This window comes from Sulfuricella sp. T08 (assembly GCF_000971475.1).
Lineage (GTDB): Bacteria > Pseudomonadota > Gammaproteobacteria > Burkholderiales > Sulfuricellaceae > Sulfuricella.
The window spans coordinates 54,141-80,503 of the sequence record NZ_DF967523.1; the positions used below are offsets into that span (position 1 = coordinate 54,141).

Here is a 26,363-nt window from a genome sequence, read left to right on the forward strand (position 1 = left end):
GCCAAGTGGCAAATTGTCAGAGGAAGAGCTTGTATGAAGTTACGGCTATTTTCCTCAGTAATTATTTTTCTGAGCGCCTATTCACCGCTTGCCATCATCTTCTGCATTCAGAGTTTTGATTTTGAGAAACAAGAGTTGATGCACCCACTCGTTATATGGCCAATTCTGGGCTTGGCAGCGGTTAGCTGCATTATCTTGTGGGCAACAGTTAGGCTTCCCAAGGTTTCAACTTCCCCGGTCACCATCAAGTCCGTATCAAATAAGTCGGGTGAGTTGGTCAGTTACACTATCCCTTACATGGTTTCATTTTTTGTAATTGAGCACTGGAACACCCAGCTGCTCGCTAGTTTCGCCTTTTTCATGTTCATCATGTTTTGGCTGACGCTCAAGACGCACACCATCTTCAACAATCCAATTCTCGCCATGATGGGATACAACATTTTTGATGTGCATTACGAGAAAAACGATAGGGAGTACCAGGATTATTTGTTGGCGAAGGGTGGCCGGTTAAGGAGAAACGAGCAGTGCCGGATAGTCGAGATTTCAGAACAGCTTTATTTGGTCACAGAACGTAACCCTGAGGTGTAAGCGTGGAAAAAAATAAAAAATTGCTTGCAACAATAAAATCGCTCAACTGGAATCTGGCGAGCGTTTCATTCTACGTGGTCAAGCGTCAGCTGGTGCACCGAAAAGCCACTTACGATGTGCTGCAAGTCAATGCCGATGATGAATTACGAAAGAAATTGCGTGGCATTACGAGCGGCAAGATTCAACAGTCCAATGCCGCCCTTGAGTATGACTTCAATACTGCCGATTTAGATGACAACCTCCTGGGTATCGCCACCTCGGAAACTGATTTTCAGTCCATCATAAACACAATTACCGCAGAAGAGGAACCAGAACTCGCGGATTCAATCGAGAAATTGATTGACTCATGGCTCTATATCGCGCGCTTAGACCTTGCTGGCAAACCGCCGCTGTATGCAGCACGGCGTATCTCCGAGGGTTGGACAACCAAGAAAGTTTCTCAGCTTATCAGCATGATATTTCAAAACAACATGCTGGTTGATATTGAGCAAAAAGAGATATTCAGAATTGATGGGAAAATCGATTTCTTTTCCTACGATGACACCACATTTATTGCCGACAAAAAGAATTTCGAGACTGCATTGAACTTCAGGGAGGGCATGGAACGAAACCGTGATGAGATTGTAGAAGAGCTCCACGCCCTTGATTTGTTCGACAACGCTTCAGAGATTTCAACCTTGGTAGGTAACAACATTCGGCGTTTGAGGCGGTTATCCCAAGTCAAGAAAGCTGGCTACTACAAGGATGCCAATTTCTTGGCAAATCTTAAAAAAGTGAACGATGAAGAGAACTGGGGAATAAAATATTCCGCAGATGGAAAACTACTGGTCACAGAGGAAGACATCGAAACTGTATTACGTGTCCTGAATAACGACCGGCTTACATCCAAAATCAATTCTGAAAACTTCGATGTCGATGTGAAGCATAAACTAGGCAGTGCCATTTGATATGAGCCTCATCGACGAAAACATGGCCGAACAGGCAACCCTAGACTGGTTTGAGGAGCTGGGCTATGAGCGCATTTTCGGCCCCGACATCGCCCCGGACGGCCCGGAACAGGAACGGGAGAGCTATAAACACATCGTCCTGACTGACCGCCTTCTGACTGCGCTGACACGTATCAATCCTCACATCCCCGCTACCATCTTGGAAGATGCAGCCCGTCAGGTCATCCATGGCAACGCTGTTGGCCTGATGCAGGCTAACCGCCAGTTCCATCGCTGGCTCACCGATGGCGTGCCGGTGGAAATCAACCGCGACGGCGAAACCCTCGGCGACCGGGTGAAGCTTATCGACTTTGCCAACCCGGACAACAACGAGTGGCTGGCGGTCAATCAGTTTTCCATCGAAGGCCCAAAGCATACCCGCCGCCCGGATATCGTGGTGTTCGTGAACGGCTTGCCGCTGGCAGTCATCGAGCTTAAGAATCCTGCCGATATGAATGCCGACATCTGGGCGGCCTTCAACCAGTTGCAAACCTACAAGGAAGACATCCCCGACCTGTTCATATTTAACGAGGTGTTGGCGATTTCCGATTACACCCTCGCTCGCGCTGGTTCCCTCTCTTCCGACCAGGAACGCTTCAACGCCTGGCGCACCATCGACGGAGTAGCACTTGACCCGTTGGGCGACTTGCAGCAATTGGAAACGCTGATACGAGGGCTATTCCGCCGCGATTTCTTCCTCGATTACCTGCGCTACTTCGTGCTGTTCGAGGAAGATGGCAACGTCAAGAAAATTGCAGGCTATCACCAGTTTCATGCCGTGCGCGCCGTGGTGCAAAGCGTCATTCAAGCCAGCCGCCACGGTGGTTCGCGCAAGGGCGGCGTGGTGTGGCATACGCAAGGTTCCGGCAAGAGCATTGAGATGACCTGCTTGGCGGGCCACCTGATGATGGCTCCTGAAATGCAGAACCCGACCATTGTGGTTGTCACCGACCGCAACGATTTGGATGGGCAATTGTTCGAGACTTTCGCGGGGGCATCCGACCTGCTGCGAGAAAAGCCTGTCCGTGTCGAGACCCGCCCCGACTTGCGTTCCAAGCTGGATAATCGCCCTTCCGGTGGCATCATCTTCACCACTATTCAGAAGTTCGCGCCCTTCGAGGATGAGGATAACTTCCCCATTCTCTCCGAGCGGGAAAACGTCGTGGTCATCTGCGATGAAGCGCATCGCTCGCAATACGGCTTCAAGGCCCGCTTGCAGGGAGTCGAGGATTCTTCCGGGATGATGGGCACGGTGCTCAATACTGCTGTGCGCTATGGCTACGCCCACTACCTGCGTGAGGCTCTCCCTAATGCCACCTTCGTGGCCTTCACTGGAACGCCGATTTCTAGCGAGGATAAAGACACCCGCGCTGTCTTCGGCGATTACGTCCACATCTACGACATCGAGCAGGCTGTGAAGGACGGGGCCACAGTGCCCATTTACTACGAGAGCCGCCTCGCCAAGCTGGAGCTGAAGGAAGGTGAAACGCCTCACATCGACGAGGAAGTCGATGAGTTGACCGAGGATGAGGAGGAATCCGACAAGGCGCTGACACTGCGCCGCTGGGCCGCGCTGGAAAAAGTCGTCGGCGCCCCACCCCGCATTCAGAGTGTGGCGGAAGACTTGGTAACGCACTTCGAGAACCGCCTCGCGGCCATGGACGGCAAGGCGATGGTGGTGGCGATGAGCCGAGAGATTTGCGTCCACCTCTACAACGCCATCGTGGCGCTGCGCCCGGAGTGGCACGACGACGAACCCGAGAAAGGGATTATCAAGGTGGTGATGACGGGCTCCGCATCCGACAAGGCCTTGCTCAAGCCGCACATCTACACCAAGGACATCAAGAAGCGCCTGGAGAAGCGATTTAAAGACCCTTCCGACCCACTGAAGCTAGTCATTGTCCGGGATATGTGGCTCACCGGCTTTGACGCCCCCTGCGCGCATACCATGTATGTGGACAAACCCATGCGCGGCCATAATCTGATGCAGGCCATCGCCCGCGTGAACCGGGTTTTCAAGGACAAACCGGGTGGGCTGGTGGTGGACTACATCGGCATCGCTACCGAACTGAAACATGCACTGGTGGAATACACCAACTCCAAGGGCAAGGGACGGCCAACCATCAGGGCAGAAGAGGCCTTGGAGATACTGATGGAGAAGATTAGCACCCTGCGAGCCATGCTGCATGGGTTTGACTACACTCAGTTCCGGACTAAGGCGTTATCCTTCCTGGCTGGCGCCTGCAACCACATCCTTGGACAGGACGACGGCAAGAAGCGCTGCGCCGACCAAGTGCTATCCGCCAGCAAGGCATTTGCACTGTGCTGCACGCTGGATGCAGCGCTGGAATATCGAGACGAGCTGGCTTTCTTTCAGGCCATCAAGTCGGCCCTAACCAAGCATGGCACCCAGGACACGAAACTCTCTGATGAGGCCAAAGAACACGCTTTGCGGCAAATCATCTCCGGCGCCCTGGTGTCGGATAAGGTTATCGACATTTTCGCCACGGCGGGGCTGAACAAACCCAATATCGGCATTCTCACCGACGAGTTCCTGGACGACGTGAAAAACATGGAACACCGCAATCTGGCGGTGGAGTTGCTGGAGCGCCTTCTCAAGGACGACATCAAGAGCCGCTTCGCCACCAACGTGGTGCAGAACCAGAAGTTCTCCGAGCTGCTGCAAGCCTCATTGACCCGCTACCGCAACCGGGCCATCGAGACCGCCCAGGTCATCGAGGAACTTATTGCCATGGCGAAATCCTTCAATGAGGCGGCACAGCGGGGCGATGGCCTGGGGTTATCTCCCGACGAACTGGCCTTCTACGACGCACTGGAAACCAATGAAGCTTCGGTACGGGAGCTGGGCGATTCGGTTTTGAAGGAGATTGCCCGCCAGCTAACGGATTTCCTGCGACGGAATCTCTCCGTTGACTGGTCAGTGCGGGAAACGGTGCGGGCAAAGATGCGTGCCCAAATCAAGCTTATTCTGAAACGCCACAAGTATCCGCCAGACCTTGAAGCACGTGCGGTGGAACTGGTGTTGAAGCAGGCTGAGGCGCTTTCAGAAGAATTGCTGGCCAAGTAAGCGGCAATTCGACGCGCATCCATGATCGTTTTTTGATTGCGGAAGAACGTGCAATGACATTCGAAGCTAAAATCCGCATCAAATTGCACTGGGATGGACAGCGCATCGGCCAGGCCGAGCTGCGGCCGCGTCCGCTGGTGCGGGCGACCGAGCTGGTGCGGGGCAAGACCGTTGAGCAGGCGGCGACCGTGATCCCCATGCTGTTCAGCATTTGCGGCAAGGCGCAGGGTGCGGCGGCTGCCGTGGTATTGACGTTTGCTCAGGGGGGCGAGCCAGACCAGATGGTGGAGAGGGAGAGGCTGGTGCTGGCCGAGGCGCTACTGGAACTGTTGTGGCGTTTCTTGCTGGATTTGCCGGGGATCATGGGAAGCCAAGGCAATGCCGCCCTGCTGGCCGCATTGCGCAAGGGCCTGGCGCAGGCTGTGGCAGGCCAGAATGAAACGGCTTGGCAGACGTTTGCCGTGCAGGCTGAAACGGCCTTGAGCCAGGCCATACTTGGTATGCCTGTTGCCGACTGGCGCGGATTTTCCGATCCAGCGAAGCTGCCGGAATGGCTGCATCTGGCGGAAACCGAAACCGCGCGCAACCTGCTGGAGCTTTGGAACGGCGAGGGATGCTGGGGCGACGGCGGGGTTGCCCTGATGCCGGACACCAGTCGCGAACGCATACTGAACGAGGTGCTGCCTGGCTTGGAGGGTGATGAGCACTTCGCCCTGCTCCCCCATTGGCAGGGCGGGGTGATGGAAACCGGATCGCTGGCGCGGATGCAGATGCATCCTTTGCTGGCGGAACTGCTGCGGCAGGAGGGGGCGTCGATTCTGGCCCGTTTCCTGGCGCGCCTGTTCGAGATTGCAGAGCTGCTCGATCGTCTGCGCGAGCCAGTGGAGCCAGGCTGGGTGCAGGGGGCGGCACTGGGACCAGGCATCGGCCTGGCTTGGGTGCAGACCGCGCGTGGACTGCTGCTGCACCGCGCCGAACTGGACGGGCAGGGTATTGTGGCGGATTACTGTATCGTCGCGCCCACCGAATGGAATTTTCATCCGGCCGGGCCCTGCGTCGAGGCGCTGACGGGAAAATCCGCATCCAGCGCCGATGAAGCGCGGCGCAGTGCCGAACTGCTGGTGCAGGCGCTGGATCCCTGCGTGGCTTATATGATTGAGGTGGAGCATGCATGAGATGTCGCTGGCCGAGGGCGTGCTGCAGGTGATCGAGGACAGCGCCCGGTCCAACGGCTTTACCCAGGTGAAGACGGTATGGCTGGAAATCGGCGAATTGTCCGGGGCGGATGTTGAGGCGATGCGCTTTTGCTTCGATGCGGTGGTCAAGGGCACGCTGGCGGAGGGTGCCCAGTTGGAGATTGTCGCAACCCAAGGACAGGGGCGTTGTCTCACTTGTGGCCAAACCGTTCATATCCAGCTACGCTATGATCCTTGCCCTCTGTGCGGCGACTATCCGGTGGAGCCGACCGGCGGGCTGGAGATGAAGGTCAAGGAACTCGAAGTGGAATAAAGGAGAATTCAAATGTGTACGACTTGCGGCTGCGGTCAGGGCGAAACGAAAATCGATGGCGAAGAACATACCCATGCTTACGTTCATGCCCATGAACACGGCAGTCTGTTGCAAGGCCGTCCTCACGCACACACCAGCCGCATGGTGCAAGTCGAGCAGGACATTCTCGCCAAAAACAACCAGTACGCATCAGCCAACCGCAGCCATTTCGCCGAACACGGCATCTTCGCGCTCAATCTGGTGTCGAGTCCCGGTTCCGGCAAGACCTCGCTGCTCACCCGCACTATCGAGCGGTTCAAGGACAAGACCCGGATTGCGGTGATCGAGGGTGACCAGCAGACCAGCCTCGACGCCGACCGTATCCGCGCCACCGGTGTGTCCGCGGTTCAGATCAATACTGGCAAGGGCTGCCATCTCGATGCCCACATGGTGGGACATGCCATGGAGAAACTCGCGCTGGCCGACAACAGCCTGCTGTTGATCGAGAACGTCGGCAACCTGGTCTGCCCTGCAGCCTTCGACTTGGGCGAGGCGCACAAGGTGGCGATCCTGTCGGTGACGGAGGGCGAGGACAAACCGCTGAAATACCCCGACATGTTTGCCGCAGCCGAGGTGATGCTGCTCAACAAGATGGACTTGCTGCCCTACCTGAATTTCAACGTGCCGCTGTGCATCGAGTATGCGCGTCGCATCAACCCCTATATCCGCGTCATTCTCACCTCGGCGGTCAGCGGCGAGGGGATGGATGAATGGAGGGAATGGATAGCGGCGGGCATGAAGCAGGCGGCTGAACAGAAAGCCAATGAGGTGGACGCGCTGAAGCGCAGGGTCGCCAAACTGGAGGCTGAACTGAGCAACGTGAGGGGTGAGGGGTGAAGCGTGAGGAGCAGCGGACCCATTCTCGATAGTCCGGATTTTTCGCCCCGTGCAGTGCGTATCCGCGTCCGCGGCCAAGTGCAGGGGGTGGGGTTTCGCCCCTTCGTCTACCACCTGGCCCTGGAGTTGGGGCTGAGCGGTTGGGTGCTGAACGACGCCGACGGCGTGGAAATCGAGGCGCAGGGCGGCGAGGTGGCGCTGGAAGCGTTGCTGAGCCGGCTGAAAAAGGATGCGCCCGACCTGGCGCAGGTGGACGAGGTGAGCGCGGCGCCGGCCGAGGTTGTGCCGCGACACGGTTTCGCCATTCTGGAAAGCCGCTCCGGCCATGCCCATACCGGGATCACGCCCGATGCTGCCACTTGCCCGGCTTGCCGCGCTGAGATTTTTGATCCCGCAAACCGGCGCTACCGTTACCCCTTTACCAACTGCACCCATTGCGGTCCACGTTACACCATTACCCGCCATCTGCCCTACGATCGTCCCAACACCAGCATGGCGAAGTTCGTCCTGTGCCCGGCCTGCCGGCGCGAATACGAGGATCCGCTGGACCGTCGCTTTCACGCCCAGCCTAATGCCTGTGCGGTGTGTGGGCCGCACTTGGCCTTGCTGGAAGCGGACGGGCAGCCGATCAGGAGTGACGACCCGATTGCCGAAACGGTGAGCCGTTTGCGTGCCGGACAGATTCTGGCGATCAAGGGTATCGGCGGCTTCCACCTGATGTGCGATGCGCGCAATGCCGAAGCCGTGGCGCGCCTGCGTCAGCGCAAGCAGCGTGAGGAAAAACCGTTCGCGGTGATGCTGGCTGGCATTGCTTCGATTGCGCCATGGGTCGTTTGTGGCGAGGGCGAACGGCAACTGCTGGAGGCGCGCGAGCGGCCCATTGTTTTGCTGCAAAAGCGGCCGGGATGCGACGTTGCCCTGCCCGGCGTGGCGCCCGGCATGGCTGAGTTGGGCGTGTTGCTGCCCTATGCCCCGCTGCACTATTTGCTGTTTCACGAAGCGGTTGGCCGACCGACCGGTACAACATGGCTGGCTGCACCGCATGATCTGGCGCTGGTCTGTACTTCGGCCAATCCCGGCGACGAGCCGCTGGTGACCGGCAACGATGAGGCGCTGCGGCGGCTCTCCACCATTGCCGATGCATTCGTGATGCACGACCGCGATATTGTGGTGGGGTGCGATGACAGTGTAGTAAGGAATGAGGGGTTAGGAGTGAGGAGTGAAAACCACTACCTCAGCGCCTTTGACCTTGCTCCTCACTCCTCGCTCTTCACGCCTCACTATCAATTCATCCGCCGTGCTCGCGGTTACACTCCACGCGCCATCAAATTGTCGAAGGCGGGGCGTTCGGTGCTGGCTTGCGGAGGTTGGTTCAAGAACACTGTCTGCCTGACTCGCGGTGACGAAGCTTTTCTCTCGCAGCATATTGGTGATCTCGACAACGCCGCAACTTGCCGCTCGCTGGAGGACACGGTGCAGCACTTGATGGGCGTGCTGGAAATCGAGCCAGAGGTTGTCGCCCACGATTTTCACCCAGATTTTTTCAGCACCTCCTTCGCGGCGGGTTTTGCGCGGCAGCGCGGACTCCCCGTGCTCGCCGTGCAGCACCATCACGCCCACATTGCTGCGGTGATGGCCGAGCATGGGTTGACCGAACCCGTGTTGGGGCTGGCGCTGGATGGGGTGGGTCTGGGAACGGATGGCGCTGCCTGGGGTGGCGAGTTGCTGCGGGTGGATGGGGCGCATTTTGAACGCCTGGGTCATCTGAAAGAATTGGCGCTGCCCGGTGGTGACATCGCCGCACGCGAACCCTGGCGCATGGCGGCGAGTGTCTTGCATGCCCTGGGTCGCGGCGAGGAAATCGAACGCCGTTTTGCCGTGCCGGCTGCTGGCGCGGTGCGGCAGATGCTGGAACAGAGTTTCAACAGCCCGCTCAGTTCGAGTTGCGGCCGCCTGTTTGACGCCGCCGCCGGATTGCTCGGCATACGCCAGGTTGCCGCCTTTGAAGGTCAGGCGGCGATGCTGCTGGAAGGCGTGGCCGAACGCCATGGCCCTGTTGCGCCAATGGAGCAGGGTTATACTGTGCAGGATGGTGAGCTGAATTTATTCCCGCTGCTTGCCGCGCTGGCTGAAATTGACGATGCCGGTTATGGCGCCGCGCTGTTTCACGCCACCCTGGCCGATGCGCTGGCGACATGGGTGGTGGATGGAATCGAAAGAACCGGACTTGAGCGTGTGGTGTTTGGCGGGGGGTGTTTCCTCAACCGGCTGGTGAGCGCAGCACTTGCCGCTCACCTGGGGCAAGCGGGTGCGAAGGTGTGCCGTGCATGTCAGGCCCCGACCAACGATGGCGGGCTGGCGCTAGGGCAGGCCTATATTGCGATGATGGAGTGAATAATGTGCTTGGCAATCCCGGCCCGCGTGGCCGAGCTACTCGATAACGATAGTGCCGTGGTGGAGCTGGGCGGCGTGCGCAAGGAAATTTCGCTGGCGCTGTTGGATGGCGTGGTGGTGGGCGATTACGTCATAGTACACGTCGGCTATGCGCTCAACCGGCTTGATCCGGAAGAAGCGGCCAAGACCCTGCAACTGTTCGCCGAAATCGGGTTGCAGACAGAATGAAATACATCGACGAATTTCGCGACGGCGCGCTGGCGCGCAAACTGGCCGCCGATATCCGGCGCGAGGCACATCCGGATAGAAACTACGGCCTGATGGAATTTTGCGGCGGCCACACCCACGCCATTTTCCGTTACGGTGTCCAGGGCCTGCTGCCCGACAATATCAACATGATCCACGGCCCCGGCTGCCCGGTGTGCGTGCTGCCGATCGGCCGGGTGGATAGCGCCATCGAACTGGCGCATAGCCCCAACGTTATTCTGTGCACTTACGGCGACATGTTGCGCGTGCCCGGTTCGAACCGGGTAAGCCTGCTCAAGGCCAAGGCAGGCGGGGCGGATGTGCGCATGATCTACTCCAGCGCCGATGCGCTGAAAATTGCACAGGAAAATCCGGACCAACAGGTGGTGTTCTTCGCCATCGGTTTCGAAACCACTACCCCCCCTACGGCGGTGGCGATCCTGCAGGCGGCGACAATGGGCCTCGCCAATTTCTCGGTATTTTCCAACCACGTGCTTACCCCCGCTGCAATCTCCGCCATCATGGGGAGCGGAGAGGCCAGGGTGGATGGCGTGGTCGGCCCGGCCCACGTTTCCACCGTGATCGGCAGCCGGCCCTACGAGCTGTTTGCAGAGCAGTACCACATGCCGGTGGTGATCGCCGGCTTCGAGCCGCTCGACGTGATGCAGGCGATCCTGATGCTGGTGCGGCAGCTCAACGAAGGCCGCGCCGAGGTGGAAAATGAATTCACTCGCGCCGTCACCCGTGATGGCAACCTCAAGGCGCAGAGCCTGGTGGCGGAGGTGTTCGAGTTGCGCAAGACCTTTGAATGGCGCGGCCTCGGCTGGGTGCCCGACAGTGGCCTGCAAATCCGGGAAAAATATGCGGTTTACGATGCGGAAAAACGTTTCGAATTGCCTTATCAGTCGGTAGCCGATCACCCGGCCTGCGAATGCAGCGCCATCATCCGCGGAGTGAAGAAACCACTCGACTGCAAGGTATTCGGCACGGTATGCACGCCGGACAATCCGATAGGCTCGTGCATGGTGTCGTCGGAAGGGGCGTGTGCGGCTTATTACACTTACGGACGGTACAAGGCACATGAGTAATGTGAAACGTGGCTATATCCGACCACTCGACCTGAAAAACGGCCAGGTCGACATGACCCACGGCAGCGGCGGTCGTGCCATGGCGCAGTTGATCGAGGAGCTGTTTCTGGCTGCTTTTGACAACGAATTCCTGCGCCAGATGAATGACCAGGCGAGTTTCCATATTCCGGCGGGGCGCATGGTGATGGCCACCGACAGCCATGTGGTCTCACCGCTGTTTTTCCCCGGCGGCGACATCGGCTGCCTGTCGGTGCACGGCACCATCAATGACGTGGCCATGGCAGGCGCCGTGCCGCTGTATCTTTCCGCCAGCTTCATCCTGGAGGAAGGTTTTCCGCTCGCCGATCTGGCGCGTATCGTCGAGTCCATGGCAGCTGCATCCAGGATAGCCGGCGTGCCTATCGTTACCGGCGATACCAAAGTGGTAGAGCGCAATAAAGGCGATGGCGTATTTATTACCACCACTGGCATAGGCGTGGTGCCACATGGCGTAAATATTTCCGGCGACCGTGCCCGTCCGGGGGATGCGATTATCGTCAGCGGTACGGTCGGTGACCACGGCGTGGCGATTCTTTCCGTGCGGGAGAATTTGAGCTTCGGTACTTCAATCCAGTCGGACACCGCAGCCCTGCATGGACTGGTGGCAGCCATGATCGCGGCGGTACCCGGCATTCACGTGCTACGTGACCCTACTCGCGGAGGGCTTGCCACTACCCTCAACGAAATCGCCCGCCAGTCGGGGGTTGGCATGACGCTGCGCGAAATCGACTTGCCGATCCGCACTGAGGTCAGGGCAGCCTGTGAGTTTCTGGGCCTCGACCCGCTTTACTCTGCCAACGAAGGCAAGCTGGTCGCTTTTTGCCGGCAAGAGGATGCGGATGTGCTGCTGGCAGCGATGCACGGCCACCCTCTGGGGCAGGATGCGGCGGTGATTGGTGAGGTGGTTGAGGACGATCATCACTTCGTGCAGATGGATACCGCCTTCGGTGGACGGCGCATCGTGGATTGGTTGACTGGGGAACAACTTCCCCGCATTTGTTGAACCAAGCTTGCATGGGTTGCATCAATCAATAGCCGGATTCTGTACCGGGTTTCTGGAATAAAATGACTAGTTTGCGTGTTAGCATGATATATGTGGACGTTGATGATTTTGGATGAGGCGGCCCGCGATAAACACGATTGCTTTTCTGGCCGGAGAAAGCGCTGATTGATTGGTTTTCCGGCGAACCCATGGAGAATGCCATGCACCGTTTTTTGATTGGAGTTTTTGTCTTGCTGTCAGCTGTTATGCAGTCTGCCATTGCGGGCCCACTGGATGAGGCTAAGGCCAAAGCACACCTCAATGCAGTAGCGGCTGGTGATTTGGAAGCATTGATGCGCGATTACGCGGAGGATGCCTACATGGATTGGGTCGGCGGCCCTCTCGATGGCCGTTATCGTGGCAAGGAGGCCATCAGTGCGGTTTGGCAGAAGTTCATCGCCGCTAATGCCGGGAAGCCACGGCCGGCAAAGTTCGGCAAGCTTGGGGCTTACGCTAACCCGAAAGGAGCTTCCATAGAAGCCACGGCAGAATACGGAGGCACCCCTCCGGTCAAGGTCTGGCATGCGCTGACTTATCGCGATGGCAGTCTGTCCACCGAAATCTGGCAGGTTGCACCTGCCATCATGGTCTTGCCGTGATCCGTTCACAGGCCGTTTCCCTGGCAGCATTACTGCTTCTAGGTGGGCCGGTATACGCCGGGAGCTTCGAGGCATATGTTGCAACAACGGCTGGCAAGCCTGTGGAAGATTCCGTAGTAGTCGTCGAACCTGTCGTCAAAGCCGTTGCCAGGCATCATTCAACCGCGACTATTGAGCAGAGGGATCGCGAGCTGGTCCCGTATGTTACGATCGTGCAGACGGGCGCCGCGATTGATTTTCCCAATCGTGACCCGTTCAAGCACCATCTCTACTCGTTTTCCCCGGCCAAGCGCTTCGAGATCAAGCTTTACGCCGGAAAGCCGGCGCAGCCCGTGGTTTTCGACAAGCCTGGTGAAGTGGCCCTGGGCTGCAATATCCACGACTGGATGGAAGCCTATGTCCTGGTCGTTGACTCCCCTTATTTCGCCAAAACCGACGGCAATGGACGAGCCTTCATCACGAATATTCCGCCCGGGCATTATCGGCTGAGACTATGGCACCCGCGTCAAAACAGCGAGCCTCCCCTACGTGAAATTGAAATCGGTGCCGCGCCGACCCAACTCAACTTGGCGATGGACATTGCACCGCGCATCGCCAAACAAAAACCGCCGGTCGAGGCCGATCATTATTAGAGGCGCCCTTAAGCGATGATCGTCCGGTCTCTCCAGTACCGCATTGTTATCGTGTTCGTCGGTCTATTGCTATTGGTGATGGCGATAGTGCTTGCGCTGGTTACCCGTACCAATGGCCGCATCGTTTTTGCCGAGATGGAACGTGAGCTTTCAGCCGGCACTCAGGTGTTTACACGGCTGATTGAGCAGAATCAGCGTCAGTTGGAAACGGCGGCTACCGTATTGTCGGCGGACTTTGCCTTCCGTGAAGCCATCGCCACGCAGGACCGACCGACGATGCGTTCCGTTATCCGCAATCACGGCTTGCGCATTGGCGCCCAGGCGATGATGGTGATCAGTCCGGACGGGCAATTGATTGCCGACACCCAAAGCAACTCCGCTGAACTTCGCCTGTTCCCTTTTCCAGACCTGCTGTTGGTTGCGGAGTCGGCCGGCAAGAGCACTGGCTTCAGACAAATGAAGGATGGCCGGCTGTACCAAATTGTCCTGGTTCCTATTCTTGCGCCCAAGCGTATCGCCTGGGTGGCCATGGGTTTCCTGGTGGATGATCGATGGGCGCAGGAATTGTCCGGAATGAACGGTCTGGCGATCAGCGTGATACGGCGCAGCGGAACCAGCGTGGCTGTCTTGGCTTCTTCTCTCGACGGACCGAAACGGAGCGCGCTGCCCGGTGCTTTGACGCGGTTGTCGAATGATCTTTCCCAGGCCGTACCTATCGGTGATGAGCATTACCAGACCGTCCAGCTACCGTTGGGAAAGGAGCTGTCGGTAGTGCTCCAACGTTCAATCGAGCAGGCGGAGGCCCCTTTCCGATCCTTGCAAATGGCCTTGTGGACCATCGTGCTGGCTGGCGTTGTGATTTTTTCCATCGGCAGCGTCATGCTGGCACGGCGCATAGTCAGTCCGGTAAACGAGTTGGCTGCGGCAGCACGCCGCATCGAAGCGGGGAATTATATCGAGCCTGTTCCAAGTCTGCCCCCTGATGAGATTGGCCAGTTGGCAATGAGCTTCGACCGAATGCGGGAACAGGTTGCAAGCCGCGAGCAAAAAATCCTCAAGCTCGCCTATGAAGACACCCTGACGGGGTTGCCCAATCGGACTCGTTTTCTTGAGGCTTTCAATCAGTTGCCTGCGGATTGTCCATGCGCCATTGCCGTGCTGAATCTTGATCGCTTCGCGATGATCAACAATGCGCTCGGACACCCGATCGGCGACCGGCTGTTGCGGGAGGTCGGCTTGCGTTTGGGTCTCGTTATGCCAGGCTCCGTCATCGTCGCCCGACTTTGGGCTGACGAATTCGCCTTCCTGCTGGAAGGGGCTGATCAGGCCTCTGCGATGAGCATCGCGGAATCGGTGCTTGTGAAATTACGGGATCCAATCACATTGGATGGCCAACGGCTCGACGTCGGTGGCAGCATCGGCATCGCCCTCTACCCGGGGGACGGGCAGGATGCCCCCACCCTTATTCGCCGCGCAGAATTTGCGATGAACGCCGCAAAGCGGCGCCATGTTGGCGTTGCTTTCGCGAGCGGGATCGGTGAAGAGACGCAACATGAACACTTGTCCCTGATCGGGGAAATGCGCGAAGCTCTGGCTCGACAGGAGTTCCTGGTTTATTACCAACCCAAACTGGATCTGGCCAGCAGGAAAATTACGGGTGCCGAAGCGCTAATTCGATGGCAACACCCGGAGCAGGGTTTGGTTCCCCCGATAGGCTTTATCCCATTTGCGGAACAGACGGGATTCATCCGGGAGATCACGCCCTGGCTTCTGGAAACGGTTGCCGCACAGACTGCGCAATGGAGCGAAGAGGGACTTTCCATCGTGCCGTCGATCAACCTTTCGACACTTGATCTCCTCAACACCGGCCTGGTTGACCAAATGCGCGGGCTGATCGAATTGCACAGTCTCCCAGCCAATGGGCTGTGTCTTGAGATTACCGAAAGCGCGCTAATGGAAGATCCGGCGCTCGCACTGGCGCACCTGGGTGAACTGGCTGCGTTAGGCTTTAAGCTTTCGATTGACGATTACGGCACCGGCCAGGCATCGCTGGCCTACTTGAAAACATTGCCTGTACACGAGCTAAAAATCGACCAAACCTTCATCCTTTCAGTTGCCGACTCACCCAAAAATGCCGCCATTGTCCGCTCCACGATTGCGCTGTGTCACGCATTGGGCCTTACGGTGGTGGCAGAAGGCGTTGAGACCTCCGCTGATCTCGCCTGGCTAGCTGACAATGAATGTGACATTGCCCAGGGCTATGGCATTGCCCGCCCCATGCCGGCTGATGACTTGCCAGACTGGATAGCCGCTTACAGCGTGCCCGCATTTGCAACGTAGGAGGTGTTCGATCCGCTACGCAACGCCCAACCCATCAGCCTTCGATCAGCCGCCGGACCACGGCATTGAAGGGGGTTATCCACTCCACCGCGAACTGCTTGTCGCAGGCATTCACTTCCGCAATGGCGCGCAGCATCGAACGTCCATGGCCGCGATGAGTATGCTTCAGCATCACGGCTTCAAAAGCGTCGACGATCGCCAGGATTTTTGCTCCCGGGCAGATGGCATCTGATTTCAAGCCTTCCGGGTAACCCGCGCCGTCAGGCATTTCATGGTGCTGTGCCACCATCTCTGCAGCGAGTTCCCAGCCTTCCATCCGTTCCAGCAGGCCGGCTCCGTAACCAGGGTGCGCACGCAGAGCTTTCTTGTCATCCTCATTCAGTCGTCCCAGTTTGTTCAGCCACATCCCTTCGGGCAGGAACATCATTCCAACGTCGTGCATGTAGGCCGCGGCTTCCAGTTGTACCGGATCGACCGGTTTGCCTGCTGCCTTGTTGGTGTCCAGGGCAAGGCGAAGAATCCGGGTGCTGCGCCCCTGAAAGTGGGTTGAGCGGCTTTCGAATTGCTGCGCAAGCGAACGGAAGAAGCGCAGATCCGAGGCGATGCTTTCCTGGCTGCGCGAGATCGCCGACTTTTGTGGTGTGCTGCGCAGCGTCGCCATGGTGGGACGAAACCCGGTGACTGATTCGATGACGCCGCTGATGGCGATGTCGAGCTGGTTTTGCGGGGTCTGGCTTAATTTTTCCAGTCCTTGTACCAGTTTGACGAGTTCCAACTGGGTGACGGGTTTTCCCGCTGCCAAGGCTTCCACAGCCAATTCCAGGCGATCTATCGTCAGCAGGATGATTTCGCCGAGCAACCCGGTGAAGCGCAGTTTGCCTGTACGCAGGTGCCCCATCAGGGTTTCGAGTGGATGGCTGATGATGACGCCCATGTCTACCTTGCACAAGGCAGCGTCGCCCTTGATGTTGTGCAGAATGCGGAACAGGTTGTCGACGATTTGCTTGTCGTCAGGCGATTGTTTGAGCCGGGCTACATCCTGCTCGATCTTGGGGGCGAGGTCGGCCAGGTCTTCCAGATAGTCATTCAGCGCCTGGCGGTCGAAGATTTTTGGCTGGGTAAGGGCTTGAAGATTTGCCATTCGGGCTCTCTTTTTAGTATTTAATACGGACGACGGAGTAAGATATGAAGTCGCACCGCTTCTCCTGACTACAAGTTATACTTTAAATATTCTGCGCATAACTGTTGCTTTTTTGGAACACTTGCATCTATTTTATAAAAAATACAACAAAGTTATGGTGCTAGGTTAAAGACATGTAGTATAAGCTTAGATAAAATTCTTAGTGTCTTGTTTATAAATAATACGTATGGCACCTGTCGCCTCACCATTGATCCAGAGTCTGGAGACTTCAAGTCTCCCCTCCTTGCCGCATGTGTTATTGCGGGTGCTGGACGCGTGCAATAGCAACGAGACATCGTTTAGCGCAATTGCGGAAATCATTAGCAAAGATGCCGCGCTCAGTTCCAAGGTCATTGGCGCGAGCAGTTCCGCCCTGTATGGCAAGCCAAACAAAATAACGGCATTCGAACAAAAGCTGGTCATGCTTGGCCTTGATATGGTCAGGACCATTGCCATCAGTTCTTCGGTTTATCAGGTCTTCAGCAATATCAGCAGCAGCAGTCCGGAATTTGACATGAAGTCCTTTTGGGGTCGGTCGCTGACCTCTGCCACCCTGGCCAAACTTATCGCCCAGGAAACCGCATATCCCCATCCGGAGGAGGCGTATCTCACCGGACTTCTGCTCGACGTCGGTCAGTTGGTGTTGTGGAGCAACTTTCCCAAACAGTATGCCACGCTCTCTGCCAATGTCGATGATGATCTCCAGCTCATGCAGCGGGAAACGGAAGAAATCGGAAGCAATCATTGCGAAGTTGGGGCATGGCTGGTAGGCAGCTGGCACCTGAATTCATTCATGGCGGACGCAGTGCTCTATCATCATGTGCTTGCGTCAAGGGTCACCGATGCACACCCGTTGATCAGGATTGCACATGTGGCCAACAGCATGAGCCTGGCCAACCCCGGTAACGAGGAGAGGCTGGCGGACGGGGCTGCGTTGTTGGGAATCACCCTGGCAGACTCCCGGCGGATGATAACCAAGGCCAGGGAACTGGTCACCAAGATTGCACAGACTCTTGAGATTGAGATCGACACGGGTACAACAGGCGCTGCGGAAGCTGGCGCCGCGCCCGAAAAGCCGGATCAGGACAAGTTCCACCAGAAAAAGATGCAGCTTGCTTTGGAGGTGCGGGACATTGCCCTGGTTGACGGTATTGCGCTGGGCGTTACCTCCGCTCCGCCCTCACTGGATGGCATCCTGTTGGCCATTCAGCGCTCGCTGCATATCCTGTTCGGCTTTCAAAATATCATTTTTTTCCTTCGCGACCAGGAGTCGGGCACTCTTCATGGGAAGAGTCTGGCCTCGCAGCATGAACTGGTTAATGAAATGGCTATCCCCCCGAAGAGGGGAAACAGCATCGTCACCGACGTCCTACTCGTCCGGTCAGCCTACAGTTCATTCGTTTCCGGGGAAAATGGGACCTTGACTGTGTTGGACGACCAGATTGCCCGGTTGATGCAGGCAGAAGGGTTTTACTGTCAGCCCATGATTGCACAGGATACTATCGTTGGTTCCATGTTGTTCGGGCTTGCCAAGGTTCAGTTGCCGCAGGTCGAAAAGCAGCGCAAGCTGATTTCGATGTTCGCACAGCAGGCCTCTCAGACCTTGGCTGCATGGCATGTGGATAATGAGCAGGCGCGGCGTACCGAGTTCGAGGTGATGTCCGCATCGCGGGCCAAGGCCAGGCAGGTTGTGCACGAAGCCAACAATCCGCTCAGCATCATAAAAAATTACATCAAGCTGTTGAGCGTGAAGCTGCCACAGGAAGACACGGTTCAAGGAGACTTGGCGATCATCAGGGAAGAAATAGATCGCGTCACCAAGATCATCAGGCAGGTAACCGAGGCGACCGAAGCTTATGCTAACCCGCTGGAGGAATTGAACGTCAACGGTGTGATTCAGGATCTGTACAAAATCTTTTTTGAATCCCTGTTTGCGCAACATCAAATAACCGTGCAAACCCAGCTTGCCCCGTCGCTGCCGAATATCGTGGCCGACAAGGACAAGCTGAAGCAGGTGCTGATTAACCTGATGAAGAACGCGGCGGAGGCCATGCAGGAAGGGGGGTTGCTGCTCATTTCCACGCGTGGGGAAATCATCCGCGACGGCAACGAATATATCGAGATTTCACTCGTGGACAACGGCCCCGGAATCCCCAAGCACATCATGGCGGATCTGTTCAAGCCGGTCTCCAGTACCAAGGGGAAAGGACACGCAGGCCTGGGTCTATTGATTGTGAAAAACCTGGTCGATGAATTGAAAGGCAGGATTTTCTGCCAGAGCAATGAAATATCGGGTACCGCTTTTCAGATACTTTTACCCGTAACGGCAAAGGTGGTGTTGATGGATCGGTGATCCGTCGCTTTTCGGCTCGCGCCGTATTTCGGTAGATCAGGGGTCTGGCGCTGGGGAGGATGCAAAATGATGGAGCTTCAACTATGAGTGTCGTTTTGGTCGAACAACCATTGATATTGGTTGTAGATGATGAGTTGCACCTGCGCAACAGTCTGAGCGCTCTGCTTGGTCTTCATGGTTTTGCAACTGTAACCGCGGATGGAGGGCGCGCTGCTATCGAGCTTCTCCAGAACCAGCAATTCGATCTCGTCCTGCTGGACCTTTTCATGGCGGATGTGGACGGACTTCAGGTCATGGATTCCATTATCGAGCAGCGGATCGATACTTGCGTCATTGTCGTCAGTGGTGACGTTTCCATAGACTCCGCAATTAGCGCCCTGCGCCATGGGGCCTACGACTTCCTGAGAAAACCCTATGAGCCGGATGAGCTGCTTCTGAAGATCGAGAATGCCCTCATCAAGCGTCGTCTGGAAAAAGAAAACAGAGCCATGAATCTCCAGTTGGGGGAGTCGGAGCGCTGGTACCGTTACATGGTGAACAGCTCACCGGACATCATTTATACGCTGGATGGCAATGGCCGCTTCACATTTCTCAATGACCGTGTGGAACCGTTGCTAGGCTATCGCAAGGAAAGTCTGATCGGTCAGCATTATTCAGCTCTCATCTATCTCGAAGATCTGGAGTCTGCCCGTTATATCCTGAACGAAAAGAGGGTTGGTGATCGTGCGTCCCGCAATATGGAACTCCGGGTCCGCCACAATATCGAGTCGAAACTGCTTACCCTGGAATTCAGCTCTTTCGGAATGTACGAGGAAGGCATGACAGATCAGCCCGCAAGGCATGTGGGTACCTATGGTGTGGCGAAGGATGTCACCGAAAGAAAGAAGGCAGAGCAGATAATCAGCTACCAGGCCTATCATGATCAGCTCACCGGGCTTGCCAACCGGATATTGTTCAAGGACCACCTCGATCTGGCGATTGCCCAGGCTAAACGCAACCAGAAAATGCTGGCTGTGATGTTTCTGGATCTGGACCGCTTCAAGGTTGTCAACGACACGCTGGGCCATGTAATCGGCGACAGTCTGCTAAAAAAAGTGGCATCGCGGCTCAAGGGTTGTTTACGTGAGGGAGATACGCTGGCTCGTCAGGGTGGAGACGAATTTACTCTGCTTCTTCCCCAGATCGAAGATCGGGAAGATGCCATTCGAACGGCGGAGAAAATGATCAAGTCGTTTGACGTTCCATTCCAGATCGATGGGCACGAACTCTACGTAACCATCAGCATGGGGGTCGCGCTTTACCCTGTAGACGGGGAATCCATAGACAACCTCATCAAGAACGCTGACATTGCCATGTATGACAGCAAGGCGAAAGGCAGGAACCGTTACCAGTTCTACTCCGGTCGCATGAATGTGTCGTTTGCCGAGAAGCTCTCGATTGAAATGCAGATGCGGAAAGCGATCGACAGGCAGGAGTTTCAGGTTTTTTACCAGCCCCAGATCAGGGTTGGTACGGGCAGGATTTCCGGTATGGAGGCCTTGGTGAGATGGTCATCGCCTCTCCATGGCAGCCTGTCGCCGCTGGAATTCATTCCACTGGCAGAAGAAACTGGCCTGATTCTTTCCATCGGGGAGTTTGTGCTGAAGTCCGCATGCGAACAGGCCATGCTGTGGAAAAATGCCGGTCTGCCGCCGCTACGAATGGCAGTGAATATCTCCTCTCAACAGATTGAACAGGACGGATTCTGCGATTGCATCTCGCGGTTATTGCAGGAATACCATATGGACGGTTCGATGCTTGAACTGGAGGTCACTGAAGGCGCGTTGCTGAACGATGGCGAGCATATGATTGCAAAACTTAAAATGCTGGCGAGCATGGGAATAAAGATCGCGCTGGATGACTTCGGTACCGGTTATTCGTCCTTGAGCTACTTGCAGAAATTCCCAATCAACACCATCAAGATCGACCAGTCTTTTGTGCGTGGACTCCCCAGCGACCCGAATAATGTTTCGATCGTGACGGCGATTTGCGCAATGGCGCAAGGGCTCAAGATGAATCTGATCGCGGAAGGTGTGGAGAAATCCGAGCAGCTCAGATTTTTGTACTCTCTCAATTGCAACGAAGCGCAGGGATTCCTGTTTAGCAAGCCACTGCCCGGCAATGAAATTACCGGGCTGTTGATGAGAAATGGTCCGTTGGCGCCACCCGCATTTTATTTGGGTCAAGCGGAATCAAATTTTCAGACTCATAAAGTCGGTTAACAGATTCCTAGGCAAAGCGCTCATGCAGATATTGGATGATATCGGCGGACTCGTACATCCACTGGCTATTGCCCTGTTCATCCGTGATTTTCAGGCAGGGCACCTTGATCTGGCCGCCGCCCTGCAATAACGCTTCGCGATTCTGCTGATCTGTTTGTGCATCACGTAGTTCGATATTTAGCGACAGGCGGCTGATCTCTCTCCGGACCTTGATGCAAAAGGGGCAGGTCCTGAATTGATAGAGGATCAGCCCCCGGCATTGCAGGTCGATCTGGCGTTGTTCAACGGGCTGGCGCGCAACGCCCTTCGGTGTAGTCACGATCTCCCAAAGCAGAATGAAAGGACCGATAACGACTCTCAGGCTGCGGAAGAAAATTTTGAAGACCCATTTCATGGCGAGTTACCTAGTGTTAGAGAGAAGATGAAAGCATAGGCGGCCTCAAATGAAAAGGGCTAGTCATTGCTGACTAACCCTTTGGATTTCTTGGTAGGCCGTGCCAGATTCGAACTGGCGACCAACGGATTAAAAGTCCGCTGCTCTACCGGCTGAGCTAACGACCCCCGAAAAACAGCGATTATGCCGTGGCATGCGTTTGCTGTCAAGAGCGAGGCCCCGTCCAGCGGGGCCTCGTGATGTTAATGTCTTGATTAAATCAGCCTTCTTGCATCATTCTCCAGTACTGATATTTCATTGTGGAGGCGCAGCCTGCAATGATGGCCAGCAGGGTGATGATGGAGCCGACCGCTAGAGTGGATACCCCGGTCACCCCCTGGCCGATGGTGCAACCCATTGCCAGAACGCCGCCGAAACCCATCAGGATGGCGCCTACGAAGTGATTGAAGAAATCTTTCACCGAGACAAACCATTCGATACGGAAGTTCCTGCTAATCAGGGACCATAGCAAGGACCCGAGGATCACGCCGGCAACCGACATAACGCCGAAAGTTAGCGCGGTGAGCTTGAAGCCGGCCATAGCGTAGCCGAGGGTCTGGCCCATGGGGTTGATGAAGGTAAAGGATTGGGTCGAGAGAGGCCGGCTGTCAGCGGGTTTCAGCTCTTCCGGTTTGGCGTACATATCCCATTGCTCGGCGACGAAATTTTGCAGGGAGAAGGATTGTCCGTCGGCGCTCACCATCACGTTGCTGGTGATGTACCAGGCGGCCAGCACGGCCAGACCCACCGCCAAGCCGCCCAGGATATTATCGAAGTTGCTGCGGAAATCGGCGGACATGAATGCAAAGCCGATCAGCACCAGCGCAAGTAAGCTGCCGATCGCCAGCCGCGGTGTGGCGGCGCTGCCGCTGCCGGCGACGATTGCGCCCAGATCCTGGTTGGTTTGCAGAGTGACAGCGAGCGGACGTATCCAGTCGTAGAACAGCATGGTAAACAGCGTCTTGTCCGAGCCTGGGAATGGATTGACCATGTAGTAGGCGATGACCGCGATGATGGCCAGGACCATGATGGACTTGAGGTTGCCACCACCGATGCGGATCAGAGTTTTGTTGCCGCAACCGGAGGCGAGGGTCATGCCGACGCCGAACATCAGTCCGCCCAGCAGGTTTTCGGCCCAGACCAGTTGATTTGCACGGTAGGGCGGGAAGGTGGAGGCCAGTTTGACGAGGCCGCTGGCTTCGAGGACCGCCACGCCCAGCATCGCTACCGCAATTGCAAATAGCCAGGCACGCAGACGGCCTGTGTCGCCCATGTTAACCCAGTCGGAAACCGCGCCCATGGTGCAGAAATTGGTTTTGTTTACGAGCGCCCCCATGATCAGGGCGATGCCAAAGGTGGCCCAAAGAAAAAACGATTGGGCTTGCGCAAAGTTCTCAAAAACCATCTGTTTATCCCTCTATCAAGTTATTTATCGTACTTGTTTGATTTTAGAGTTAAATGCAAAATTTATACATAGTCTGTTCGTACTAAATTCAGCTATTCGTTTCAGGCTGGTAGCGGGTGGGATCAGCAATTTCCGCGCTGACGAATCCCTGTCGGCGCAAACGGCAGGAATCGCAGGTTCCGCAGGCTGATCCGTCCTCTCCGGCCTGGTAGCAGGAAACGGTGAGGCGGTAATCCACGCCCAGTTCTATGCCGCGGCGGATGATTTCTGCTTTCGAGAGTGAGCCCAGCGGTGCGCGAATGTGCATGGTATTGCCTTCGACTGCGGATTTCGTGGCAAGGTTGGCCATTTTCTCGAAGGCCTCGAGATATTCAGGGCGGCAGTCAGGGTAACCCGAGTAGTCCACCGCATTGGCACCGATGAAGATGTCGCGGCTGCCGAGTACCTCCGCCCACGCCAGCGCGAGCGACAGCATGATGGTGTTGCGTGCCGGTACGTAGGTAACGGGGATGCCGGCCGATGGTGCATTTGGCACGGCAATTTTTTCGTCGGTCAGGGCTGAGCCGCCGAATGCCGCCAAATCGAGTTTAATCGTGCGCTGCTCGCTGGCACCCAGCGCGGCGGCAACACGCTGTGCAGCTTCCAGTTCCGAGCCGTGGCGCTGACCATAATCCAGGCTCAGGCAATAGCAGGCAAATCCCTCGCTACGTGCGATGGCAAGAGTGGTGGCGGAATCCAGTCCGCCCGACAGTAGCACAACTGCTTTGTTCAAGATGGCATTCCCCTCAAATGGCTTTCAATTCTACACTTAGCCCTTCCGGTTTTGAATCAAACTCGAAAAGCGATAAAATCGACTTTTTTTGCAGGAAAATCCCATGATCTGGAAGCCCAATGTCACCGTGGCGGCGGTGATTGAGCAAGATGGAAAGTTCCTCATGGTAGAGGAAGAAACCGGTGAGGGCATTCGTTTCAATCAGCCTGCCGGCCATTGGGAAGCTGATGAGACGCTGGCGCAGGGCGCAGTTCGCGAAGCTCTGGAAGAAACCGCTTATCATTTCACTCCGGAGTGGTTGCTGGGCATTTATCGCTGGCGTCACCCCCGTAAGGATATCACTTACCTGCGCTTTGCCTTTGTCGGGAGCGTGCATGGACACGAGCTGCAGCGACAGTTGGATAGCGGTATCCTGCGCGCCGTATGGTTGAGTCAGGAAGAAATTCGAGCCACGGCTGAGCGTCACCGCAGTCCACTAGTGCTTCAGTGCATTGAGGATTATCTGGCCGGCACACGTTATCCTCTGGAACTGGTTACCCACCTTTCCTGATGAGGGCGTGGATAATCCTGGTGATGTTGTGTTTCGGCCTGGCCGCGCAGGCCGATGAAGTCAGTATTTGTTACAACTATGACTGCGCCGCAACCGCCAGGGTTAATCTTAGAGCGTACCAACTGCTCGCAGCCAGAAGGTTGTTGCTGCGTGCAACGGATGCAGTCGAGGAAAGAAAGGCAATTTCCCTGGTGATCGGACTGTTCGAGGTTGCCGCTGGACGGCAGACTCCGACCTGGGCCGATAAAGGCCGCAATGTGAATGATGATGGCGTGGATGGACGGATGGATTGCATCGATGAAGCTGCCAATGCCAATAGTTATCTTCGCCTGCTTGAAAGTAAGGACTGGCTTAAATACCACCGTGTGCTGGAGCCGGTGAAGAGAGCTCCGCTTTTGGTGAATGACCATTGGGCGGCGCGCATCGTGGAACAAATGACTGGCCAGGAGTTTGCGGTGGATTCCTGGTTTTTCGACAATGGACAACCGGCATTCGTAGTGCCACTGGATGAATGGCTAGCTGGAGCGGAACCCAATGAGGAATAAGCGTGTGGTGGTGGGTATGTCGGGCGGGGTGGATTCCGCTGTCGCGGCGTTGCTGCTGAAGCGACAGGGCTATGATGTGGTTGGCCTGTTCATGAAGAACTGGGAGGATGACGATACCGAAGACGGCTATTGCCCGGCCAAGCAGGATTTCATGGACGTACTGGCGGTGGCCGACAAGATCGGCATCAAGGTCGAGGCGGTGAATTTCGCCAAGGAATACCGTGAGAAGGTATTCGCACTTTTCCTGCGCGAATATCAGGCTGGTCGCACCCCCAACCCGGATGTGCTGTGCAATTCAGAAATCAAGTTCAAGGCCTTTCTCGATCATGCCATCGCTCTTGGCGCCGACAAGATTGCCACCGGTCATTATGCCCAAGTGCGGGAGCGGGCAGGGCTGTTCGAGCTGCTCAAGGCGGAAGACGGCAGCAAGGACCAGAGCTATTTTCTGCATCGCCTCAATCAGGCGCAACTTTCCAGGGCCATTTTTCCTTTGGGCGAAATATATAAGCGCGAGGTGCGAGACATTGCCAGGGAGGCTGGTTTGCCGGTCCACGCAAAGAAGGATAGCACCGGCATCTGTTTCATTGGCGAGCGGCCGTTTCGCGAATTCCTTTCTCGCTACCTGCCGAAGCAGCCGGGCGACATGGAAACGCCGGAAGGTAAAGTGGTGGGGCGGCACGAGGGGCTGGCCTATCACACCATCGGACAGAGACAGGGGCTGGGTATCGGCGGGCAGGGTGAGCCGTGGTTCGTCGCCGGCAAGGATATGGCGCGCAACGTGCTGATCGTCGTTCAGGGCCATGACCATCCCGCTTTGTTCAGGGAAGCTCTGGTTGCCGCTGACTTGTCCTGGGTGTCAGGCCATGCGCCCCACACGGATTGGGTCTATGGCGCCAAGATTCGCTACCGCCAGGCGGATGCGCCGTGCTGCATCCATCGCGTGGATAGGGAAAACTGCGAGATCGATTTCGCCCAGCCGCAGTGGGCGGTGACGCCGGGACAGTCGGTGGTGGTGTATGAAAGCGAAGTGTGCCTGGGGGGAGGTGTGATTCAGTAACGGCGGAACAGGGCTGAAGCCCGCCACATATAGAAGCTGACTGGCTCTGATAAAATCAAAACTTCCCCCGATTGCCCCTCCACCGCGGCTTGCAGAGTGTGGGCGCCGCGATCGATTTCCGTAAGCGTCAGACTTGTCGTTCCCGTGACGGGCATGGCTGTGCCGTCCAGCAGCAGCTTGATCCGGTGCCCTTGCTCGATTTGCAGTGCAGGGGATAGCGTTAGTTCCACGACCAAGGTGCCGGTATTGCCGTGGATGGTTTCTTCCGCAGCGGGTTGGGTGATGGCCAGCGAGGTATAAGCCACAGCTTCGCCCGCCGCCCACGAGGTGAGAGGCAGAGCAAGGCAGAGCAGGATGAGGCTGAGCGTGCGGATCATCCT

23 protein-coding genes and 1 tRNA gene are annotated in these 26,363 nt (G+C 56.5%); 18 read left to right on the plus strand and 6 right to left on the minus strand.

What is annotated here, in order from left to right; translation table 11 throughout:
* Nucleotides 1-33 precede the first annotated feature (33 nt).
* The 13 genes from SCT_RS01985 to SCT_RS02045 all read left to right on the plus strand — a co-directional run bounded on the left by SCT_RS01985 (nucleotide 34) and on the right by SCT_RS02045 (nucleotide 15,427).
* Nucleotides 34-588: a hypothetical protein gene (locus tag SCT_RS01985; RefSeq protein WP_059418433.1), complete on the plus strand. Its 555-nt coding sequence runs from the start codon at nucleotides 34-36 to the stop codon at nucleotides 586-588.
* A gap of 2 nt (nucleotides 589-590) precedes the next feature.
* Nucleotides 591-1,535: a Kiwa anti-phage protein KwaB-like domain-containing protein gene (locus tag SCT_RS01990; RefSeq protein WP_059418435.1), complete on the plus strand. Its 945-nt coding sequence runs from the start codon at nucleotides 591-593 to the stop codon at nucleotides 1,533-1,535.
* 1 nt (nucleotide 1,536) lies between these two features.
* Entirely contained in the window at nucleotides 1,537-4,662 is a 3,126-nt protein-coding gene (locus SCT_RS01995) for a type I restriction endonuclease subunit R (RefSeq protein ID WP_059418437.1), read from the plus strand.
* A 53-nt stretch (nucleotides 4,663-4,715) separates the two neighbouring features.
* A complete protein-coding gene (locus tag SCT_RS02000; RefSeq protein WP_059418439.1) occupies nucleotides 4,716-5,837 on the plus strand; it encodes a hypothetical protein in 1,122 nt (373 codons plus the stop codon).
* Nucleotides 5,830-6,171 (plus strand): hydrogenase maturation nickel metallochaperone HypA, encoded by a 342-nt coding sequence (gene hypA / locus SCT_RS02005; protein ID WP_059418441.1) that lies wholly within the window; start codon nucleotides 5,830-5,832, stop codon nucleotides 6,169-6,171. The genes SCT_RS02000 and hypA overlap by 8 nt, the downstream gene beginning before the upstream one ends.
* 12 nt (nucleotides 6,172-6,183) lie before the next feature.
* Nucleotides 6,184-7,047, plus strand: a complete 864-nt coding sequence (hypB, locus tag SCT_RS02010) for a hydrogenase nickel incorporation protein HypB (protein WP_059418443.1) — start codon at nucleotides 6,184-6,186, stop codon at nucleotides 7,045-7,047.
* Nucleotides 7,048-7,050: 3 nt separating this feature from the next.
* Nucleotides 7,051-9,441, plus strand: coding sequence for a carbamoyltransferase HypF (locus SCT_RS02015; RefSeq protein WP_059418445.1), 2,391 nt, complete (start codon nucleotides 7,051-7,053; stop codon nucleotides 9,439-9,441).
* A gap of 3 nt (nucleotides 9,442-9,444) precedes the next feature.
* Entirely contained in the window at nucleotides 9,445-9,669 is a 225-nt protein-coding gene (locus SCT_RS02020; RefSeq protein ID WP_059418447.1) for a HypC/HybG/HupF family hydrogenase formation chaperone, read from the plus strand.
* Nucleotides 9,666-10,775 (plus strand): hydrogenase formation protein HypD, encoded by a 1,110-nt coding sequence (gene hypD / locus SCT_RS02025; RefSeq protein ID WP_059418449.1) that lies wholly within the window; start codon nucleotides 9,666-9,668, stop codon nucleotides 10,773-10,775. Before SCT_RS02020 ends, hypD begins: the two co-directional genes overlap by 4 nt.
* Nucleotides 10,768-11,817, plus strand: a complete 1,050-nt coding sequence (hypE, locus tag SCT_RS02030; protein ID WP_059418452.1) for a hydrogenase expression/formation protein HypE — start codon at nucleotides 10,768-10,770, stop codon at nucleotides 11,815-11,817. The genes hypD and hypE overlap by 8 nt, the downstream gene beginning before the upstream one ends.
* A gap of 200 nt (nucleotides 11,818-12,017) precedes the next feature.
* Nucleotides 12,018-12,455, plus strand: a complete 438-nt coding sequence (locus SCT_RS02035) for a nuclear transport factor 2 family protein (protein ID WP_159107869.1) — start codon at nucleotides 12,018-12,020, stop codon at nucleotides 12,453-12,455.
* Nucleotides 12,452-13,087, plus strand: coding sequence for a methylamine utilization protein (locus SCT_RS02040; protein WP_144408199.1), 636 nt, complete (start codon nucleotides 12,452-12,454; stop codon nucleotides 13,085-13,087). The genes SCT_RS02035 and SCT_RS02040 overlap by 4 nt, the downstream gene beginning before the upstream one ends.
* Before the next feature lie 15 nt (nucleotides 13,088-13,102).
* The gene (locus tag SCT_RS02045; RefSeq protein ID WP_059418458.1) at nucleotides 13,103-15,427 is read left to right on the plus strand and encodes a bifunctional diguanylate cyclase/phosphodiesterase; all 2,325 of its coding nucleotides are present in this window, start codon (nucleotides 13,103-13,105) and stop codon (nucleotides 15,425-15,427) included.
* Nucleotides 15,428-15,461: 34 nt separating this feature from the next.
* Here the strand turns inward: SCT_RS02045 and SCT_RS02050 are convergent, their stop codons facing one another.
* Nucleotides 15,462-16,568, minus strand: a complete 1,107-nt coding sequence (locus SCT_RS02050; RefSeq protein ID WP_059418460.1) for an HD-GYP domain-containing protein — start codon at nucleotides 16,566-16,568, stop codon at nucleotides 15,462-15,464.
* A 226-nt stretch (nucleotides 16,569-16,794) separates the two neighbouring features.
* On the opposite strand from SCT_RS02050, the gene SCT_RS02055 reads away from it, so the two are divergent.
* Both SCT_RS02055 and SCT_RS02060 read left to right on the plus strand, forming a co-directional pair.
* Entirely contained in the window at nucleotides 16,795-18,960 is a 2,166-nt protein-coding gene (locus SCT_RS02055) for an HDOD domain-containing protein (RefSeq protein WP_082098143.1), read from the plus strand.
* Between the two features lie 83 nt (nucleotides 18,961-19,043).
* Entirely contained in the window at nucleotides 19,044-21,221 is a 2,178-nt protein-coding gene (locus SCT_RS02060; RefSeq protein WP_082098144.1) for a bifunctional diguanylate cyclase/phosphodiesterase, read from the plus strand.
* A 7-nt stretch (nucleotides 21,222-21,228) separates the two neighbouring features.
* Here SCT_RS02060 and SCT_RS02065 read toward each other — a convergent pair whose 3' ends face one another.
* The 4 genes from SCT_RS02065 to queC all read right to left on the minus strand — a co-directional run bounded on the left by SCT_RS02065 (nucleotide 21,229) and on the right by queC (nucleotide 23,834).
* Nucleotides 21,229-21,615 (minus strand): glutathione S-transferase N-terminal domain-containing protein, encoded by a 387-nt coding sequence (locus SCT_RS02065; protein WP_059418463.1) that lies wholly within the window; start codon nucleotides 21,613-21,615, stop codon nucleotides 21,229-21,231.
* Between the two features lie 91 nt (nucleotides 21,616-21,706).
* Nucleotides 21,707-21,782: transfer RNA gene (locus SCT_RS02070), tRNA-Lys, on the minus strand.
* Nucleotides 21,783-21,874: 92 nt separating this feature from the next.
* On the minus strand, nucleotides 21,875-23,059 hold the full coding sequence (locus SCT_RS02075; protein ID WP_059418466.1) for a YeeE/YedE family protein: 1,185 nt from the start codon (nucleotides 23,057-23,059) through the stop codon (nucleotides 21,875-21,877).
* Nucleotides 23,060-23,147: 88 nt separating this feature from the next.
* A complete protein-coding gene (queC, locus tag SCT_RS02080; RefSeq protein WP_059418468.1) occupies nucleotides 23,148-23,834 on the minus strand; it encodes a 7-cyano-7-deazaguanine synthase QueC in 687 nt (228 codons plus the stop codon).
* Between the two features lie 100 nt (nucleotides 23,835-23,934).
* Here queC and SCT_RS02085 point away from each other — a divergent pair, with 100 nt between their 5' ends.
* The 3 genes from SCT_RS02085 to mnmA are packed head-to-tail and all read left to right on the plus strand — an operon-like array spanning nucleotide 23,935 to nucleotide 25,983.
* Entirely contained in the window at nucleotides 23,935-24,381 is a 447-nt protein-coding gene (locus SCT_RS02085; protein WP_189799639.1) for an NUDIX hydrolase, read from the plus strand.
* Between the two features lie 23 nt (nucleotides 24,382-24,404).
* A complete protein-coding gene (locus SCT_RS02090) occupies nucleotides 24,405-24,926 on the plus strand; it encodes a hypothetical protein (protein ID WP_059418471.1) in 522 nt (173 codons plus the stop codon).
* Nucleotides 24,916-25,983, plus strand: a complete 1,068-nt coding sequence (gene mnmA / locus SCT_RS02095; protein ID WP_059418474.1) for a tRNA 2-thiouridine(34) synthase MnmA — start codon at nucleotides 24,916-24,918, stop codon at nucleotides 25,981-25,983. The genes SCT_RS02090 and mnmA overlap by 11 nt, the downstream gene beginning before the upstream one ends.
* On the opposite strand, the gene SCT_RS02100 is transcribed toward mnmA, so the two are convergent.
* Nucleotides 25,977-26,360, minus strand: a complete 384-nt coding sequence (locus SCT_RS02100) for a hypothetical protein (RefSeq protein WP_059418476.1) — start codon at nucleotides 26,358-26,360, stop codon at nucleotides 25,977-25,979. The two genes, mnmA and SCT_RS02100, sit on opposite strands and share 7 nt — an antisense overlap.
* Nucleotides 26,361-26,363: the final 3 nt, after the last annotated feature.